Here is a 21092-nt window from a genome sequence, read left to right as displayed (position 1 = left end):
AGGCGCCGCAATGCTTTTGCCCGGTTCGTTTGCTACAAAGCGATAGCCCCTATGGGGCATAATACCCTTTGCTTTGATCTGTTGTTACTGCCTGGATCAGGGTGAGCCGCCCTTCAAGGGCGACCCACCCTCTGACATTACCAGGTACGGTCTTTCATGAACTGGTCGAGTTCCTTTCGGCTCATGGGGAGTTTGCCGGGATTGGCATCCAGCCATTGCAGAAAATCTTTTTTGATCTCGTCGGTCCATTGGGTATCGATCTGGCCGGGGGTATACTTCCCTTCACGCAGTCGCTGGTGACCAAAGGCATCACGCAGGGCAATGAACTCGGCATTCAATACAACCTCTTCGAGCAAATGGGCCGGGATAAATACCACACCGCCTTTCTTCGCCAGCACAGCATCGCCCGGCAATACGGTGGCCCTGCCCATACGAATGGGCACATTGATACCGCCCAGCATCATCTGTTGTATATAAGAAGGATCATACCCTTTGATCCAGGCATTGAATCCTTTGATCTCTTCGAGGCCCTCCACATCGCGTACAGAACCATAGAAAATAACACCGCGGGCAGACTTCGCATAAATGGCATTGCCGAGGTTGTCGCCGATGAGGGTGCCATCTATCACCTTGCCATAGCTATCGGCAATGTAGATGTCGCCATTTTTCAATACATCAATGGGCCAGGAGTTGGGCGCGCCGATACGGCCTTCGGCCTTGCCTTTGTCTTTGATGAGCTTGTCGGCATCGGGCCGCAGTGGCAGGTATTGTGCTGTGACGGCGCGGCCTGTCATGGCGGAATCGGGATGCAATACGATCCAATCGCCTTCAAACTGGTTCTGGTAACCTTTGTTGCGCAGGATGCCCCAGGCCTCTTCGAGGTGAACAGCCTTGAGGCGCTCCAATAAGCGATCGGGTACGTGGGGGCGCCCGTCGGCGGATCGTTCACCTTTCCACTCGGGAGTGATGGCTTTGATCTGCTCGGGGGAGAGGGTTGTCTGCTGGGCGTGTAGCATGGTGCACAGCAGCAGGAGGATCATGGTAAGTGTGTTTTTTATCATATGGCAGGTTTTGTTTTTAGAAGGCATCGAGGCAACAAGGCAACGAGGCAGCTCACAGATTTCACAGGTTTGCACAGGATGCTGGTTTGTGGTTAAGAATTTGGCGAGTCCTTTAGATCGGGTGAGCCGCCCCGAAAGGGCGACCCACCCTTCGACAAGCTCAGCCTGACATTTGATAAACTAGCCGGACATTTTAACGGTTGTTTCGGTGGCGGCGTGCTTTTGCTGCAGGTTGCCGATGGCCTCAAACTCATCAAAGAGTTTGGTGCTCAGCTTTTCGAAGATGGCAAAGTAATCGGCATATACGGCGTGGTGCTGTGGATTGGGTTTGTACACATCGGGCAGCTGTACGGTTTGCGCAGCCTCCTCGAGTGATTTGTAAATACCCATCTCGGTGGCGCTTACTAACCAGGCGCCAAAACTCACGCTGTGAAACTGTTGCCGCAGGCGTACAGGCTTGTTGTACATGTCGGCAATCAATTGGGTACAGAATGGCAAGGTGCCAAAGCTACCATTCACGGACAGGCTTTTGATGGTGCGCTGCTCGCCCAGGCTTTTACCAATGCTGTATATTTCATACAGGATGCCTTCGATGGTGGCGCGCACAAAATGTTTGTGTTCGTGTTTGATGTTGAGGCCGAAATAAGCACCGCGGGCATTGGCATTCCAGATGGGGGCACGTTCACCCAACAGGTAAGGCAGGAACAACAGTCCCTCGGAACCCACCGGCACCTGGGCAGCCTCTTCGATCAGTTGCTGCATGCTGTGCTCGATATCGAAAGGATTGGTGAAATCGCCGAACTGGCGGGTGAACCATTCGAAGATATTACCACCGTTGTTGGTAGGACCGCCGGATACATAACTTCCTTCGGTGAGGAGGTAATTAAAGAAACGCATTTGATCGTCTTTTAAAACGGTGGGCCCCATGATGCGCACGGCGCCACTGTCCTCAATAGTGATAGTGGCATTGCCTTCACCATTCACTCCGTCGCCCAGGGTAGCGAGGCAACCATCGCTGGAGCCGATCAGTATTTTGGTATCGGCGGGCAGTCCCAGGGATTGCTGGTACGCTTTCCTCAATTTGCCCGCAGTGGTAAAGATGGGCGCCAGGGTGGGCAGTTGATCGGCAGTAATACCGGCATACTGCAAGGCATCGGGCTCCCAGGCAATGGTATGGATGTTGAGGAGACCGGTGGCAGAAGCAATGCTGTAATCGATCAGGTATTCACCGGTCAACTGGTGGATGATGTAGCTCTTGATGGACAGGAATTTACTGGTTTGCCGGAAACGCACGGGATCGTGCTCCCTGAGCCAGGCTATTTTGAGCAGGGGGCTCATGGGATGGATGGGGGTGCCGGTAGCATCGTACAATTTTTTGCCGAGTGGGGAACTGCGTAATTCCTGTGCTTCTTTTTTGGCGCGGTTATCGGACCAGGTAATGGCGTTGCCGAGGGGGTTGCCATTGTTGTCAACAGCCAATACGCTGTGCATGGCGGCGCTGAAACAAATACAGGCGCATTTATATTTCTTCGGATGTACGTGTTCGTTGAGCAGGTTCTTCAGTACGTAGAGGGTGGTAATGAATATCTGCTCGGGATCCTGCTCACTGTGGTCGGGTTCGGTATGAAAGGTGGGGTAGTAGCCTTTCAGGGAACCGATGACACGGCCATTGAGGTCGAAGGCAAACACCCTTATCCCGTTTGTTCCCAGCTCAATGGTGATGATACATTTCATGTGTATAATAATTATTTATTCTTCAAATGGTTTTTTCTGAATTCACTGGGTCTGTAGCCGGTCAGTTTTTTAAAGGTGGTGGAAAAATGTTGTGATGAATAGAACCCGGTATCGAGTGCTATATCGGTGACGCTGATATCGGGCCGCTTCAATAATTTAATGGCTTCTGAAATACGGATATTGATCAGGTAGTTGATGGGCGAAAACCCGGAATAGCTTTTTACTCTTTCAGTGAAAAGGGTGGTGCCGAGACCTACGAGGGCAGCCATCTCCTCCACTGTCCATTGATGGGAGAGATCCTGCCGCAATACTTCTTCGAGGCGCATGAATGTTTTGGGAAAATCCCTGCCGGGCTGGCTTTGCCGGGTCATGTGCCGGGTGGTTTGTATCATCAGTTCATCCAACTGGTGATTGATGCATGCCTGGAAACCAATTTCATGGTTGAAGAGTTCGGCCTGAATGCATTTGAGAATTTTGCCGGCTTCGGTGAACCTGGTTAATACAGGAGAACTGTTCAATGATAATATTTTGCCAATGGCAGCGCCTTCGCTTTCGGTGAGGCCGCTCCACTTGCCGGGCAGGAGGTGACCGTTGTCGAGTTTTTGAATGGCGAGGTGCAGCCAGGTGAAGGAGCCAATTTCCAGTATGCCGTTGTCGCTGCCAAATGGTGTGCCGGGTAGTATAACGGCTACATCACCGGGATAAAAGACATAGGACTGGTGGTTGATGCGCCATTCGAACTTGCCTTCTATAATATAATATATCCTGAGGCATTCGGTGGTGGTGGTGAGGAATGCATTGAGTTGGATAGCGCCATTCTTTTTTACGCCCACTTCGAGCAAGTGCGGGAATAACCGCAGTTCAGCAGCCTTGCCTTGTTGTAGCAGGAATTGATTCATATGGCGTTAGCTATGGGATTTTTGCAACCGGCTTTTGATCAGGGTGAGCCGCCCTTAAAGGGCGACCCACCCTTTGAGCCACCCTTAAAGGGCGACCCACCCTTTGAGCCACCTTTGACAACCCTTCGACAAGCTCAGGGTGACATTGCTCAGGGTGACAATTGTCAGCTTATATAAAGAAAAGAAATTTATTCGTGTCAGATGTACAAAATTCAACACAGTTCTATTTTGGAAGTTTTTGAGGGCAACAGGAAATAATTTAGCAGCTTAACGATTAATCACCAAAACAACTTGCCGGTATGAAAAAGTATTCCAGCGGCGGACCTTCCCGCTCTTCGGGACTATGGCTGCTTAGCTTTCTTCTCCTATTTATATCTGCGGCCCACGCACAGACGGTTACAGGAACTGTATCGGATGAAAAAGGTACGAAGCTTTCACGAATATCTGTACTGGTAAAAGGAACTTCACAGGGTACTGTTACCGACAATGATGGCAAATACAGCATTGGTATACCGCCAGCTGCCGGCAGCAATCCTACGCTTATTTTCAGTTCGGTAGGGTATAAGATCCAGGAGGTGGGCATTGGAGGGCGCACGGTGGTCAATGTATCGCTGGCATCGCTGAACGAGGAAATGGGTGAAGTGGTGGTCACTGCGCTGGGTATTAAAAGGCAGGCGCGCAGCCTGGGTTATTCGGCCACGAGTGTGAAACCGGAAGAGCTAAGTGTGAACCGCACGAGCAATGTGATGAACTCGTTGCAGGGCAAGGTGGCGGGGGTAAATATTTCTTCGCTGGGTACAGGACCGGGCGGTACCTCCAAGATCCGTATCCGGGGACAATCGTCGCTGTCGGGTCAGAACAACCCATTGATCGTTATCAATGGGGTACCGATCGACAATACGAATTTCAATGATAACACGATCTCGGTAAAAGGTGGCGGTGTATTTGCGGACGGCGGAGATGGGTTGTCCAGCATCAACCCGGATGATATTGAAAGTATGACGATACTGAAAGGGGCACCGGCCTCGGCGCTCTATGGCTCGCGGGCCAAGGATGGGGTCATTATGATCACTACAAAAACAAAAGGAAAGGTAAAAGGCATCGGCGTAACCTATAACCTGAACTATACGAATGAAACGCCGCTGGATTTTACGGAATACCAGAGTGAGTACGGGCAGGGAGAAAACGGGGTGCGGCCTACTACTCCTAATCCTACTTCGGGACAATGGTCGTTTGGTGAAAAGTTTACGCCTGGTGCTACCCAAGTGCTGTTTAATAACCTGACGGTTCCTTATCAATGGCAGGGAAGCCGGATCAAGGAATTCTACCGGCATGGACAGAATTTATCCAATTCGGTAGCCTTCGAAACCAGCAATGACAAGGGTGGCTTACGGTTGTCGCTGAACAATACGGACAACAAGGGGATCATGCCCAACAACTCGTTTAACCGCAAGACGGTGAACCTGGGCTTTAGTTATGACCTGACTGAGCAGTTTACGGTTGCAGGTAACGTTAACTATTCCCGGGAGTTCAATAAGAACCCGCCGAATATCACGAACCAGGATAATTCGATCACCACTACGTTGATGGGGATATCAACCTCTATGCCGCTGAGTGTGCTCAACGACAACAAATACAATGCGGCCGGTAATGAGTATCCCTGGAGCCGGTTTACGAACCGTACGAACCCTTACTGGGTATTGGCGGAGCAGTTCCATAATATTAAACGTGACCGGGTGTTTGGCAATGTGACGCTGCGGTATGAATTGCTCAAGTGGCTGAGTGTACAAGGCCGCATTGGACAGGACTACTGGTCGCGCGATGAAGATGTTAATAATTTCCCTACGGGACAGGCTTCGCGGGCAGCTGCCCCTCCGGGTTTTGTGAATGGCATCTATACGCAGGAGTCGCGCCGTTTCCGGGAAACGAACCTGGATTTCCTGGTGAATGCGAATAAAGAGTTTGGTGACCTGGGCATCAATGTCAATGCCGGCGGCAACCAGATGCGGAAGCGGTCGGACATCAATAATGTGGTAGTAACTGATTTTATCATCCGGGGATTGTATACGGTGCAGAACGGAAGGGCCAAAGACCCGGTGTATACGCTCATAGAGCAAGGGGTCAATTCTTTGTATGGATCGGCAGAACTGAATTGGCAGAAAACTTTCTACCTGACGGGTACGGTGCGCAACGATTGGTTTTCCACGCTTTCACCGGCGAACAGGAGCATTTTGTATCCATCTGTTTCGGGCAGCTATGTATTTTCGGAGCATCTGAAGACTGCCACCTGGCTGAACTTTGGTAAAGTGCGGGTGGGTTATGCAGAAGTGGGTAGTGATGGAGATGTGGCGCCTTATTCGGATCAACTGTTCTATACTGTCAATGCCAACTTCATTAATAACCCTGCCGGGATACCGGTGCCCGTGGGTACCAGCAATATCTTTAACGGCGCCAGCGGTACTACCTTGCCCAACCCCAATCTGAAGCCAGCCCGGGTGGCGGAAACAGAGATCGGGCTAGAGCTGCGGATGTTCAATAACCGGGTGAATATCGACCTGGCGGCCTACCGCAAGATCACGAGCGACCAGATCGTGTCGGTACAGATATCAGATGCATCGGGTTATCTCAATACACCGATCAACAGTGGCAAAAGCCGCAACTATGGCTTTGAGGGCATGCTGAACCTGGTGCCGATCAAGAACAGGTATTTTAACTGGGAATTTACAGCCAATACTTCTTACAATATTACCAAGGTGCTGAGCATCATTACGGACAAACCAGGTGAGCGTATCACTACGGGGACGCACGTATTCAATGGGGAGACGAGGCAGGTAGTGGGTGAGGAGATCGGCCAAATTGCCGGTTTTGGTTATGCGCGGAATGATAAGGGGCAACGGATATTCCAGTCGAACGGCTTGCCGCTGCGTACGCCCGACCTGGTATTGTTTGGCAGCGCGCTTCCCAAATGGGTAGGCGGCTTTCTGAACACTTTCAATTACAAGGGTATTCACCTGACGGTGTTCATCGATTACAAGCTGGGTGGTAAAATATTGTCGGGCACAAATTTCAACGCGGTGCGGGAAGGTCTGCACCAAATGACGCTGGAAGGCCGCGTGGGTGGTGTGAAAGGCGTAGGCGTTGATGCCAGCGGCAATCCCAACAATGCGGTGGCGGCTGTACAAACTTATTGGGAGCACCTGCGCACGCAGCAGATTGTGGAACCGGTGGTGTATAATGGTGGTTACTGGAAGTTGCGGCAGTTATCGATCGGTTATGACTTTACGAAACACGTTCCAGCCAAATGGCCTATCAAAGGTTTGAAGCTTGATTTTGTGGCCAACAATGTATTGGTGTTGAAGAAGTGGGTGGACAATATCGATCCTGAAACATTTGGTTTTGGTTCGGATAACCAGGTTGGATTGGAATCGCCCGGTCTGCCTACTACGCGGAGCCTGGGGTTGAATTTGAATATTAAGTTTTAAAGGGCAACGAGGCAACAAGGCATAAAGGCAACGAGTAAGAAAGGCAAAGTGAAAGGGCGATAGGCTGCCTGAGGAGAGGGTGACAGATGCATTCAAAAACATTCATTCTAACAATTTCGATTATGAAAAAGATACTTCATTATAGTTTACTCTTTTTATTCATGGCGGTGGCAGTGTCCTGTGAAAAGGGGCTGTCGGACCTGAACGTGAATAAAACAAATCCCACGGGGCTGGACCCGGCGTTGTTGTTGAACCAGGGCATCATCAATACTTCATTTCCTGTAAAGTCGCTGGTGTTTGACGTGGGTATTGTACAGCAAATGGTAACGCCCAACGGCGGTGTGCTGGCGGGGGCCAATTTCAACCAGGACAGCCGGGATGTGACCACGCAGCCCTTGTGGACAGCCTACTACCAAAGTGTGATCAAGAATACGAGTGACGCGCTGGCACGTGCCAAGGAAAATACAGCCAGGAGCAATATGTACCAGATGGCGCGTATTTATCAGTCGTATGTATTTATGATCCTCACGGATGAATTTGGTGATATACCGTATACGGAAGGCGGGGCAGGTATGACAGGTCATGTACTCTTTCCAAAATACGACCGTCAGCAGGATATCTACCCCAAGATCATCCAGGAGTTAACGGATGCAGCTGCGGCGCTGAACCCGGCGGGCATTATTGAAACGGGTGATCTGTTGTATGCAGGGGATGTGGCCAAGTGGAAGAAATTTGCCTATTCATTGTTGCTGCGCGCGGGTATGCGGCTTATTAAGGTAGATGCTGCTAAAGCGCAAAGTGCTGTACAGGCAGCTGTGGCCGGGGGAGTTATTACTTCCAATGCGGACAATGCCTATATCCGTCACGATGCGAATTTCACGCAGCCTATCGGTGGTACGCTTAACGGTCCTGAGGCTGCTAATTTCTACCTCACCAAGCCGTTTGTAGACCAGCTGAAAAATACCAATGATCCACGTCTGCAGGCCATTGCTATCCGGTATGTGGGCGCCACGAGCGGTGCGGAGCAAACGGTGGCGGTGGGCTCTACTGACCCTACGAAACAAATTGGTATGCCGATCGGGAAAGACAATGGCACGATCGGTGCTTCGGCCACCGCGGATGGCCTGCCCAGTTTTTATGGTTACAGCCAGGTGGACCGCCGCAGGATAGTGAAGATCTCTTCGCCGGTATTTCTGGTCACTGCTGCACAGACGAACCTGCTGCTGGCGGAAGCCCGGTTGAAAGGATGGGTGACCACGGGTACGGCGGAGCAATATTTTGCGGAGGGGATCCGTGCGCATATGGATCAGATGGTGGTGTACGATCCTAATTCGGCGGTGAGCGCTGCGGCCCGCGATACGTATGTAGCTGCCAATCCGCTTGTGGCGGGCAGTGAACTGCAGCAGATCAATACGCAATACTGGATCGCTTCATTTTTGAATGGTCCGGAAGCTTTCGCTAATTTTAGAAGGAGCGGCTTCCCGGCGCTGACGCCCAATCCATACGGGCAGCCTAATAATCCGGATGTGCCCAACGGTACTTTTATCAGGCGGCTTACCTATCCTACTTCGGAGTTGAGTGTGAATACGGAGAATCTGAATAAAGCGATCACGAACCAGGGGCCGGATAAGCTGAGTACAAGGGTGTGGTGGGATAAGCCGTGAGGAAGAATACAGAATACAGGATACAGAATACAGAATATAGAATACAGAATAATACAGAATACAGGGGGCGGATGTTGAGAAGTTGATAGGTTGGAAGGTTGATAGGTTGAAAAGTTGAGAAGTTGGTGAGATGGGAAGGTGGGGAGATGGAGTGAAAAGAATAAACGTACGAATATGAGTGACCAGCAAAAACTGAGGAGCCACGATTGGTTTGGCAGGAAAGACAAAGACGGCATTATTTACAGGAGCTGGATGAAGAACCAGGGTATGCCCAATGACCTGTTTGATGGCAGACCGGTGATCGGCATTTGCAATACGTTCAGTGAACTGACACCGTGTAATGCGCATTTCCGGGAACATGCAGAAATGGTAAAGCGGGGAGTGTTGGAAGCGGGTGGTTTTCCGTTGGAATTTCCGGTGATGAGCCTGGGAGAGACGCTGCTGAAACCAACGGCGATGTTGTTTCGCAACCTGGCGAGTATGGACACGGAAGAAAGCATCCGGGGCAACCCGATAGACGGGGTCGTACTGTTAACAGGATGTGATAAAACAACACCTTCTACGGTGATGGGGGCTGCCAGTGTGGGCCTGCCAACGATCGTAGTGCCCGGTGGTCCGATGCTGAATGGAAAATACAAGGGACAGGAAATTGGTTCGGGTACGCATGTGTGGAAGTTTGATGAGGACATGAAAACGGGAAAAATGACGGCCGAAGACTGTGAATTTGCGGAGAGTTGTATGAGCCGGAGTATCGGGCATTGTATGACGATGGGTACGGCAAGCACAATGGCCTGTATGGTGGAATCGCTGGGCCTCACTTTGCCTGGTGCTGCAGCTATACCTGCGGCGGATAGCCGGAAAAAGCAAATGGCGCAACTTAGTGGCCGGCGGATCGTGGAGATGGTAAGAGAGAACCTGACGATTGATAAGATACTTACGCGGGAGGCCTTTGAGAATGCGATCGTGGTGAATGCAGCAGTAGGCGGTTCCAGCAATTTCATTATCCATTTGTTGGCGATCGCAGGCAGGATGGGTGTACCACTGGCGCTTGAAGATTTTGATACGATCGGTAGCAAGATCCCCATGCTGTTGAACCTGATGCCCTCGGGTAAATATTTGATGGAAGACTTTTATTATGCGGGCGGACTGCCGGTGATCTTGAACGAGCTGAAGGATCACCTGCATAAAAAAGTGGTAACGGTTACAGGTAAGAACCACCATGAGAATGTGCGGGAGAACTGTAGCTGCTATAATGAACAGGTGATCGGTACTTTGGCCAGTCCATTTATGCCGGAAGCGGGTTGTGTGGTGCTGAAAGGCAACCTGGCTTTGAACGGGGCGGTGATGAAGCCATCGGCTGCCACGCCTGCGCTGATGAAACACCGGGGCAGGGCGGTGGTGTTTGAAAGCATTGAAGATTATCATGCGCGGATCGACAGCCCGGACCTGGACATTGATGAAAGCTGTGTGATGGTATTGAAATACGTGGGGCCGGTTGGTTATCCCGGTATGGCAGAAGTGGGCAATATGGCGCTTCCTAAAAAGCTATTGCAAAAAGGAGTTACGGATATGGTGCGTATTTCGGATGGCAGAATGAGTGGCACAGCGTATGGTACGGTGGTACTGCATGTGTCGCCGGAAAGCGCTATTGGCGGTACGCTTGCGCTGGTGCAAAACGGGGACATGATCGAACTTGATGTGGAGGAGCGCCGGTTGCACCTGGATGTGAGTGAGGAAGCGTTGTCTGCACGAAGGGCCGCTTGGGTGGCGCCTACGCCAGCGGCCAGCCGGGGGTATGTGAGCCTTTATATTAAACATGTATTGGGAGCTGATAAAGGGGCAGACCTGGATTTTTTACAGGGTAGTTCGGGATCGACGGTGACGAGGGATTCGCATTAGGGAGGCAACGAGGCATAAAGGCAACGAGGGGGCGACGTCCAGAGGAGTGCGCCTACAGCGCACAAAACCCTTTGATACGTTTCTCTCTACAAAGCTGTAGCCCCTAAAGGGGCAGAAAACCCTTTGACACAAAAAAGATTTAACACCATATGAAACTATATAACACCAAAGAAGGAGCAGTTATTGAAAAGAATGGCCATTATTATGCAGTCCATGAGCCCTGGGAGAAGCTGGTGAATGATGATGAGCTGTTTGATAAGCTAAGTAAACTTGCGGAGACATTGCCGAAAGGAGATAGCAGTTTGATCAAGGATGTGCTGGCACCTATGAGCAGGCACCAGGAATTGTGGGCCTGTGGGGTTACGTACCTGCGCAGTAAGATTGGCCGGCAGGAAGAAAGTAAAGCTGGCGGCGGCGCTGATTTCTATGCTAAAGTATATGAAGCAACGAGGCCGGAGGTGTTTTTTAAATCTACGTATCATCGTATCGTTGGTCATGGCGGGCTGGTGCGCATTCGCAAGGACAGTGACTGGGATGTGCCGGAGCCTGAACTGACTTTGGTGGTGACTACTTCTGGTAAGATAGTCGGCTATACGATCGGCAATGATATGAGCAGCCGCAGTATTGAAGGGGAGAATCCGCTCTACCTGCCGCAGGCAAAAACCTATGATGGGTGTGCGGCACTGGGGCCTTGTATCTATGTTACGAATGAACCGCTTAATAAGGATACGAATATCAACCTGGTCATTAGCCGTAAAGGCGCTAAGGCTTATGAGGGAGATGTTTTGATCAGCCAATTGAAAAGAACGCCGGAAGAATTGGTATCTTTCGTATTCAGGGAATGCAGTTTCCCTGATGGCTGTCTGATCATGACGGGAACAGGGATTGTGCCGGGCAGTAATTTTACTTTGCTAAGCGGCGACGAAATCGCCATTACCATTTTTCCTATCGGAACGCTCGTAAACACGGTACAATAACGCATGACGATACTGGTTATTCTGCTTGCCATTGCGCTACAGATATTCCTTTCTGCGAAGAAAGTAAGTCCGTTTATTTCCTTACTGATCGTAGCTATACTGGCTGGTCTATTTCTGGGGATGCAGCCTGACCAGTTATTGGCCTCTATCGAAAAAGGAGTAGGCAGTACGCTGGGAGGGTTGGCGTTGATCATTTGTCTCGGCGCCTTCCTGGGCAAGATACTGGAAGTGACGGGGGCTACAGAACAGATCACCTCCACGCTGATCAGGGCTTTTGGGCCGAAGCATATTCAATGGGCGGTATTGCTGACGGGTTTCTTAATGGGCATTCCGCTTTATTATAATGCGGGGTTTGTGATACTGGTGCCGCTGGTGGTGGCGCTGACGCGGAAAACGGGATTGCCCTTGTTGTATATCGTGATCCCCATGGCTGCTTCGTTAAGCACCACGCATTGTTTTCTTCCTCCGCATCCGGGGCCTGTGGTGCTGGTAAAAGCCTTTCATGCGAATATGGGCCTGGTGCTGATGTATGGAATTATATTGGCGATCCCGGCGGTGATCGTAGCGGGGCCTTTGCTGGGCAGGCTGCTGCAACATACAACAACGAAGGCACAGGACGAGGCCTTAACAGCAGTTGCGGGCAACAGCAAAATACTTCCTTCGGTGGCTTCCAGTTTATTGTTTGCGCTGATGCCGGTGCTGTTGATCGCGCTGGCGGTGGCGGCTGGTCATTTTCTGGAGAAAGGAAATGTATTACAATCGATCTTATTATTTATAGGCGACCCTGTCATTGCTTTGCTGATCACTGTACTGCTGGCGATCTTTGAATTGGGAAAGACGGCTGGTAAGACGATGACACAGATGATGCAGCTGCTGACGGATTCCATCGCCGGCATTGCTATGATCTTGCTGATCATTACTTCGGGCGGAGTTTTTAAGCAGGTGCTGGTGGACAGCGGAACGGGTACTTATATTGCCACCTTCAGCAGCAAGTGGGATATGCCGCCTTTGTTATTTGCCTGGGTGGTGACGGCCTTCCTGCGGGTGATGATCGGCTCGGCCACGGTGGCGGGCATTACGGCGGCGGGTGTGGTGGCGCCTTTACTAGCGGCGGGTAATGTATCGCCGGAACTGATGGTGCTGGCAGTAGGAGCAGGTAGTGTGTTTGGTTCTCATATTAATGACTCTGGTTTTTGGATGTTTAAGGAGTTCTTTCAGTTGTCTTTGCCCCAAACACTGAAATCGTGGACGGTGATGGAAACGGTGATTTCCATTATCGGTCTTGCTGGGGTATTGATATTGAATGCGATAGTATAACATTAAAAAATAGGCCCTTCTTTAGGGGATGGCGTAATGGGATTAACTGTACATTTGACAGGATAGTGATCCCGGGCTGTAGAATGCTATTTTTTAATGAACATGCGGAAATTCGTTGCTTCCATTTTTTGTGTCCTTTTGTTTCAGTTAGTTGTAGGAGCTGATCATCCAAGAATTATACGGCTGGGGGTAGAGAAAGGGCTGTCTAACAACTCGATACGCTGCATTTACCAGGACCGGGACGGCTTTATCTGGTTCGGCACTTTTGATGGGCTCAACCGCTATGATGGTTATGAGTTTAAGGTGTTCCGCAACAAGCAAAATGATTCCCTTTCGCTTCCACACAATTATATCTATTCCATCCACCAGGACCAGCAAAAGAAGCTGTGGGTGGGTACGGGCCAGGGCCTGAGTATTTACAATGATCTCACTTCCAATTTCTCACCTGCCTTTTTCTTCCCATATGGTTCCAAAACACGGCAAAAGATCACGGCCAATGTAAACCAGGTTGCTTCGGACGATAAGGGCAATGTATTTATTGCCACGAATGGGAGGGGGCTGATGGTACAACGGGCCGGCGCCAATACGGCGATCCAAATTCCGGTGAAAGGGGGAACGATACAGGGGGTTGAATATGGTGTGGATGTAGAGATCGATCAGCAGCAACGGGTGTGGCTGTTTGTATCGGGCGCGGGACTATGCCGGTATAATTATGGGACACAACAAGTAGAACTGGTGAGCAGCGCCATCAAATTTGCGAACACGTTTGTATCGGATAGCGAAGACCATCTTTGGGTAGGCAGCGCCAATGGGCTGCACCAATTTTCGATAACGGGCATGGGATATGTAAAAACGTACAGTGCGGAGCAAGGGAAACTTTCCTCCAACAATATTGCTTCGCTATCTTTTGATAAAGAAAGAAATCTATGGATCGGTACGGAGGGGGCCGGGGTCAACATCCTCAATCCGGCTACGGGACAACTTACCTATATTTTACCGGGAGAAGACAGCCGCTCGCTTTCCAGTGAGTCTGTTACGGTCATTTACCACGACAATGAATCGAGGCATTGGATGGGCACGCTGAAAGGAGGATTGAATATCATCGATCCGCAGATCAGCCAGTTCCGGACGATCGCGCATGATCCGCTCAATTCCAATAGCCTGGTCAACAATTTTGCTGCCTGCTTTTTTGAAGATGGGGGCGGCAACTTGTATATCGGTACGGATGGCGGGGGTATGAGCATCTGGAACCGGAAAACAAATCAGTTCGAACACTTCCGGCATAATGCTGCTAATCCGCATTCGCTGAGCAGCAATATGGTCACCAGTATCCTCGAAGACAACCGCCAGCAGGTATGGGTGGCCACTTTTGGGGGAGGGATCAATAAATTCAACAAAAGGTCGGGGCAGTTTGAACATTACCGGTGTGTAAACGATAGCACGGGTATTGAGAACAGGAATGTATGGAAGTTGTGTATGGACCACGAAAATACGCTGTGGGCTACGAGCTTTGGCAGTGGAAAATTATACCGGTATGATGAAAAGGCCAACCGGTTTGAAGTATTCGGCCAGGTGTTGTATGATCTTATTTCTATCCTGGAAGATAGGAATGGGGTGTTGTGGGCTGGTAATTCGCACCAGTTGATCAGGATCGACCGGCAAAATAAAAAGCACCAGTACTTTGAAATAGGGAAACCAGTGCGGGCTATTTATGAGGATAAACAGGGGAATTGCTGGCTGGGTACTGAAGGCGGGGGGATCGTACTGTTTGACCGGGCAGGGGGAAAGGTCATCGCGCGGTATGGTGATGCGGACGGTCTGTGCAACAATTCTGTATTGAACATTTCGGAAAACGGGCGGGGCGATCTTTGGTTGAGTACGTTCAATGGGCTTTCGTGTTTCAACGCGACGCAAAAGAAGTTTACGAATTATTACCAGAGTGATGGATTGCCGAGCAACCAGTTTATTTACAGTGCTGCGCTGCGGTTGCGTTCCGGCGAACTGGTCTTTGGCAGCATTAATGGGTTTGTGTTGTTTGATCCGGGCAATATTGCACCCCGCAATTTCATGCCGCCGGTACTCATTACGGGGCTGCGGGTGAACAACCGTCTTGTATCGGATGAAGATGGCTATATAAATGGCATCAGTGACCATCATATCAGCAGCCTTCACATACCTTATAATAAGGCGGTGGTGTCGGTTGATTTTGCGGCGCTGGAATATTCTTCGCCTGGAAAGATCAGGTACGGCTATTTCCTGGATGGATGGGATAAGGACTGGAACTATACGAGTAAGATCAGAACGGCCAACTATACGAACCTGCGGGAAGGCAGCTATACGCTGTATATCAAATCGACGAATGCAGCGGGTGTATGGAATACGCGGCAAACGATCATTCAGATCACGGTGCTGCCACCCTGGTATCGCACCTGGTGGGCTTTCCTGTTGTATGCCTGCATTGGGATAGGTGTTTTATACCTCTATTTAACTTATAAAGCGCGGCAAACGCGCCTGGAATACCAGGTGCAGATCGCCAGGCTGAACGGGGACAATGAACGTGCGGAAAGAGAAAAAAGTGAGGCCTTGCTGGGATTGGAAAAGGCGGAGCGGCAACGCAGTGAAACGGAACTGGAGCTGGCCAAAGCGGAAAAGGAAAAAGGAGAGGCTGAGCTGGAAGCGCAAAGAGTGATCAATGAAAAGGAGCGGGAGCTCAATCATAAAAAAGAGGCTTTTTTTACAAATATCTCGCACGAATTCAGGACACCGCTGACGCTGGTGTTGAATCCTATCAAGGACCTCATCAAGAACAAAGAGGGGGGAACGAATACGGCAGACCTGCGGCTGATCTACCAGAATGCGGGCCGGATGCTGCGCCTGGTGGACCAGCTGTTGTTGTTTCAAAAGGCTGACAGTGAACTGGACAGGCTCAAGATCTCGAAGATAGACCTGACGGCGCTCACGAAAGAAGTTTACAACTCATTTACGCAGGTGGCCAAGGCGAAAAAGATCGAATACCAGTTGTTCCTGGATGATGAGGAGGAACTGGTCATTTATGCGGACCGGGAAAAACTGGAAGTAATCTTTTATAACCTGTTGTCGAATGCCTTTAAGTATACACCCAATGAGGGGAAAGTGTGGTTTCATGTAACGGTGGAAGAAGGGTGTGTGCGGATCGAGATCAGGGACAGCGGTCCCGGCATACCGCGGCATGCGCGGGAAAAGCTGTTTGAAAGGTTTTACCAGGCCAATACAGCGAAGGCGGGGTTTGGTATCGGCCTGTTTTTGGTAAAGCATTTCGTGCAAGCGCATAAGGGGGTGATCGACTATACTACGGAAGCCGGGGTGGGAACTGCGTTCTTTGTGCAGTTGCCGTTGGGGGTGGAGCACCTGGCCGGCCAGGAGATCGTGGAAGAACGGGTAGAAAGTAATGCTATCATCGAGGAGCTGCCGGAAGCAACGGCCGGGGAAGAGGATGACGAGGAGTTGCAACAGGCTCATACGCCGCTCACTACGGAAAGCCGGAGTATCCTGGTGGTGGATGACAATGCAGAGATACGGCAATATATCCGGCAACTGTTCAAGGGACAGTTTTCGGTGTATGAAGCTCAAAGCGGGGAGGAAGCGCTTACAATGGCGCACCAGTACCAGCCGGATATTATTATCAGTGATGTGGTGATGCAGGAGATGACGGGCATAGAACTTTGCCAGCGGATCAAGGGAGATAGCGCGCTGGGGCATATTCCGGTGATACTGGTAACGGGTAATGCTTCCACAGAAGCCAGGCTGCGGGGGGTAGAAGGAGGGGCCGACGATTATATTTCCAAGCCCTTTGAGAAAGACCTGCTGATAGCCCGGGTAGCTGCGCTGTTGAGAAGCCGGAACAACCTGCAGAAATACTTTTATAATGAGATCACTTTCCAGCACAATCCTTACAAGATATCGACGGATTACAAGGAGTTCCTGGACAATTGTATCGGCATTGTGGAAGCGCATCTCGACGATGACCAATTCTCGATCGTGACGCTGGCCAGGGAACTGGGTATGAGTTATTCAAAAATGAACAAAAAGATCAAGGCAGTATCGGGGCAGCCTGCGAATGCTTTTGTGCGGTTCATCCGGCTGCGCAAGGCGGCAGAATTATTTATTAATACCAATTATAATATATCTGAGACAGCTTTTATGGTAGGGATCAGTGATATTAAACATTTCCGTAAGCATTTTACCAGCCTGTTTGGCATGAAGCCATCTGCCTATATTGAAAAATACCGCCGGTATATGGGCAAGCAATACCAGCTCAACGAGAAGGTGGTGAAACGGGACGAACCTGCCCGGTAAAAGATCCTATTTATTGATTGTCAATATTTTATAATATAATGACGTAGTTTTGAAGTATGTCAACAAGCAAGAATGCCCCCTTTTTATCAAAATAGCCCCCCTATATTCGCGTTTGGTTGCTATTAAATTGTGATCGATTTAACGATTGAATCGCATCTACACCTATGCTCTTCGGGACACCCCTAAATCGCTTGCGTATATGAAAAGATCAAACATATTGGATCGGCCCCAGCGCCTTTATCAACAACCCGTTTTTTACTCACCTTTTCTTCCTCCTTGATCAATTGGTCAAATCTTTTTTTCTTTTATATAAGTATATTCTCTGCCGGACCTGCCATGATAGCAACGATCCGGTCAACAAACGAAAACTGTAATTACCATTTTGAAAAAAACTAAATGCTTTATGCAAACGCTTGTTAAACCAAGACCCGGTATGATTGCCCTGGTCCTGGCAGCCTTGTTTTTAGCGCCACTGACGATGCTGGCACAAACGGACCGGCAGGTTTCCGGCACTGTCACAGATGCTTCTACCAACCTACCGCTGCAGGGTGTTTCTGTCACATTAGCCGGTAAAACAACGGGAACATCTACCAATGACAAGGGCCATTTTACACTGGAAGCTGCTGTCAACAGCAAGCTTTCCTTCTCGTTCACCGGTTATGTTACGCAAACTGTTACTGTTCCCGCTACGGGCGACCTATCGCTGCGGCTGGAGGTAACGAACCAATCGCTGAACGAAGTGGTGGTGATCGGTTACGGCCAGGCCCGCAAAAAGGACCTTACCGGCGCCATTACGCAGATACGTCCGGATAAGATTGCGGACCAGAACCCAAATACGGTACAGGATATCGTGCGGGGAACACCCGGTCTGAGCGTAGGCCTCGATCCCAACGGTAAGGGCGGCGGCTCTATCCAGATCCGCGGTCAGCGTTCGGTATATACGGATGCCGGGCACAATGACCCGTTGCTGGTACTGGATGGTATGATCTTCTACGGGGAACTGTCGGAGATCAACCCGGATGATATTGCGCAGATTGACGTGTTGAAAGATGCCTCGGCGGCTGCGGTATATGGCGCCAAATCGGCCAATGGTGTACTGATCATTACTACAAAGAGAGGGCAGAAAGGTAAACCGAGGATCAACTTCACGAGCAACCTGGGTATCTCTACCAAGGCCGGTAACCGGGACGTATTTGGTCCTGAAGGTTATATTCAGTACCGGGAAGACTGGTATAAGGCGGCCACCTTTGGGGTAAACGCAGCGACGGGTCAATATGAAGCCTACCAGGTTCCGTTATCTGGCTGGGGTACTAATAAAAGGCCGGGTTACTTTGAAAACCCAACACCTGAGAACCTGGCCAAATATGGCATTACGATCGACCAGTGGAGAGCCTATAGTACCAACCTGCCTACTGACAATGATGTTTCGATCTATGGCAAGCGCCTGGCGATGTCGGATGTAACATTGAACAATTATGTGGCGGGTAAGACCTACAACTGGCAGGATCATTCTTTCCGTACGGGCATCAACCAGGATTATAACCTCAGTGCCTCCGGCGCCAGCGACAATATGAACTATTATATGTCGCTCGGTTACCTCAGCAACCAGGGCCCGATCCGCGGGGATGATTATAAGGCTATCCGCGCCAATATGAAGGTGGAAGGCAAGATCGCCAAATGGCTGGAAGTAGGCGGTAACATCAACTTCCAGAACCGTACGGATGGCAACCTGGCGGTAGATTGGCAAAAACAATCGCTGCGCAATTCACCTTTTGCCAACTATTACCTGCCCGATGGCAGGCTGGCCTGGCATCCACAAGGTGATGGCAGTACGAATAACCTGGGCTATAACTACGACTTTGACCGCCAGTATATGGACCTGGATAAAGGATACACGGTATTCAATGCTATCCTGAACGCCAAGGTAAAACTGCCTTTCAATATTACTTACTCTTTCAACGCTTCTCCGCGGTACCAAACATTCCGTGACCGTTATTTCGAATCGGCCAGGCATCCTGACTGGACAGCGAACAATGGCCTGGTGAACCGCGAGCAGACGCAACGTTTCGACTGGTCGCTCAACAATACGATCAACTGGGAACACACTTTTGCCAAGAAGCACCGTGTAGCGGTGACGCTGGTACAGGAAGCGGAGAACCGTCAATCCTGGAAGGACCGGATAGAAGCACGCAATATCCTGCCGAGTGACGCGCTTGGACTGCATGAAACGCAGAACGGGGACAAGGCAAGAAGTACTTTTGATTCGGAAGACACGAAGGAAACGGCGGATGGTATGCTGGCGCGGTTGTTCTATTCATTCGATGACCGCTATATGCTGACGGCCTCTTTCCGCCGGGATGGTTATTCTGCCTTTGGTAATTCCAATCCCCGCGCCAACTTCTTTTCCATTGCAGGTGCCTGGACGTTCTCGAATGAAAGCTTCTTCAAATGGGAGCCTATGAGCACGGGTAAACTGCGTGCATCGTGGGGACAGAACGGTAACCGCTCATTGGCGGATCCTTATACTGCGGTGGCCAACCTGACTGTTGGTGGCGGCGGTACAATGGGCTACCTCGATAATGGCGGTAACCTGAAAGAATTCCTGTACCTGTTTATGAACCGGTTGGCGAACAACAACCTGACCTGGGAAAAAACAGAGTCATTCAACGTGGGCCTCGATTTCGGATTCCTGAACGACCGCATCACGGGTAGCATCGATTATTATATTACGCCTACGGTGGCGATGATCATGAACCGTACGCTGCCTGATTTCACTGGTTTTTCCAGCATCACTACGAACCTTGGTAAAGTGGACAACAGGGGTTTTGAGCTGAGCATCAATACGGTGAACATCAAGAACCGCGATTTCTCCTGGAATACGACTTTTGGTTTTTCCAAATACAAGAACACGATCAAGCACCTGTACTATGAGTACCAGGACATCCTGGATGGTCAGGGCAATGTGATCTCTACCAGAGAAAGGGATGTAATACCTAATAACTGGTTTATTGGTCAGCCGATCAGCACGATCTGGAACTACCGGGTAACTGGTATCTGGCAGAAAAACGAAGTAGCAGAAGCGGCTATCTATAACCAACGCCCCGGTGATCCCAAAGTAGCCAACAACTACACGGCTGATGACAAAGTAAATGCGACCAACCCAGCTCTCTCGTCTTATTATAATGACAACGATAAGGAGTTCCTGGGACAAACAGCGCCTCCGATCATGTGGTCGATGAGGAATGATTTCACGTATAAGAATTTCAACTTCTCGTTCAACATGTATTCTTATTGGGGCCATAAGAGCCTGGTGGGTATTTACCTGAACCAGGACAATGGTACTTCGCTGGTGACGAACCAGGCGAACCAATGGAAAAAAGAATACTGGACGCTGGATAATCCTACGAATAGCTATGCCCGTTTGGATGCGAGAGGTCCTGTAGGTACGGGTTCAAATGCACCCGGCAAATTGTATGACCGTAGCTTCATCCGCCTGGAAAACGTAACGGTGGGATACACGCTGGATAAAAAACTGTTGTCAAAGGTCGGCGTTGAGAAAATAAAGGTATTTGCCAGTGTGCGTAACGTAGCGCTTTGGACGAAGGAGAAAGATTGGCACTATGGCGATATGGAAACCTTCAATACGAGCGGCGATGCGGGACAGATCTTCCGGTCGGGTATGGCCCCCAGGATCTTTACTTTTGGATTAAATGCAACCTTCTAA

The 21092-nt window shown here is 50.2% G+C and carries 10 protein-coding genes; 7 read left to right on the top strand and 3 right to left on the bottom strand.

All coding sequences use genetic code 11. From position 1 onward, the window contains the following. Positions 1 to 137: 137 nt before the first annotated feature. The 3 genes from D3H65_RS15940 to D3H65_RS15930 all read right to left on the bottom strand — a co-directional run bounded on the left by D3H65_RS15940 (position 138) and on the right by D3H65_RS15930 (position 3694). Positions 138 to 1061 carry an RraA family protein gene (locus D3H65_RS15940; RefSeq protein ID WP_119051265.1) on the bottom strand — a complete coding sequence of 308 codons (924 nt, stop codon included), beginning with the start codon at positions 1059 to 1061 and terminating at the stop codon, positions 138 to 140. 180 nt (positions 1062 to 1241) lie between these two features. Beyond that, positions 1242 to 2795 carry a gluconokinase gene (locus tag D3H65_RS15935; RefSeq protein WP_119051264.1) on the bottom strand — a complete coding sequence of 518 codons (1554 nt, stop codon included), beginning with the start codon at positions 2793 to 2795 and terminating at the stop codon, positions 1242 to 1244. A gap of 11 nt (positions 2796 to 2806) precedes the next feature. After that, positions 2807 to 3694, bottom strand: coding sequence for a helix-turn-helix transcriptional regulator (locus D3H65_RS15930; RefSeq protein WP_119051263.1), 888 nt, complete (start codon positions 3692 to 3694; stop codon positions 2807 to 2809). Positions 3695 to 3993: 299 nt separating this feature from the next. Here D3H65_RS15930 and D3H65_RS15925 point away from each other — a divergent pair, with 299 nt between their 5' ends. From D3H65_RS15925 to D3H65_RS15895, 7 genes are all read left to right on the top strand, one after another. Next, entirely contained in the window at positions 3994 to 7176 is a 3183-nt protein-coding gene (locus tag D3H65_RS15925) for a SusC/RagA family TonB-linked outer membrane protein (protein WP_119051262.1), read from the top strand. Positions 7177 to 7298: 122 nt separating this feature from the next. Continuing rightward, entirely contained in the window at positions 7299 to 8840 is a 1542-nt protein-coding gene (locus D3H65_RS15920) for a SusD/RagB family nutrient-binding outer membrane lipoprotein (RefSeq protein ID WP_119051261.1), read from the top strand. 174 nt (positions 8841 to 9014) lie between these two features. Continuing rightward, entirely contained in the window at positions 9015 to 10739 is a 1725-nt protein-coding gene (locus D3H65_RS15915) for an IlvD/Edd family dehydratase (RefSeq protein ID WP_119051260.1), read from the top strand. A 149-nt stretch (positions 10740 to 10888) separates the two neighbouring features. Continuing rightward, positions 10889 to 11716, top strand: coding sequence for a fumarylacetoacetate hydrolase family protein (locus tag D3H65_RS15910; protein ID WP_119051259.1), 828 nt, complete (start codon positions 10889 to 10891; stop codon positions 11714 to 11716). 3 nt (positions 11717 to 11719) lie between these two features. Continuing rightward, on the top strand, positions 11720 to 13033 hold the full coding sequence (locus D3H65_RS15905; protein ID WP_119051258.1) for a gluconate:H+ symporter: 1314 nt from the start codon (positions 11720 to 11722) through the stop codon (positions 13031 to 13033). Between the two features lie 138 nt (positions 13034 to 13171). Next, positions 13172 to 17368 (top strand): two-component regulator propeller domain-containing protein, encoded by a 4197-nt coding sequence (locus D3H65_RS15900; RefSeq protein ID WP_162915659.1) that lies wholly within the window; start codon positions 13172 to 13174, stop codon positions 17366 to 17368. 403 nt (positions 17369 to 17771) lie between these two features. Then, positions 17772 to 21092, top strand: a complete 3321-nt coding sequence (locus D3H65_RS15895; RefSeq protein ID WP_119051256.1) for a SusC/RagA family TonB-linked outer membrane protein — start codon at positions 17772 to 17774, stop codon at positions 21090 to 21092.

The organism is Paraflavitalea soli (genome assembly GCF_003555545.1).
Classification (GTDB): Bacteria; Bacteroidota; Bacteroidia; order Chitinophagales; family Chitinophagaceae; genus Paraflavitalea; species Paraflavitalea soli.
The sequence above is the reverse complement of the archived record's forward strand: the minus strand, read 5'-3'. Positions and strand labels throughout refer to the sequence as shown.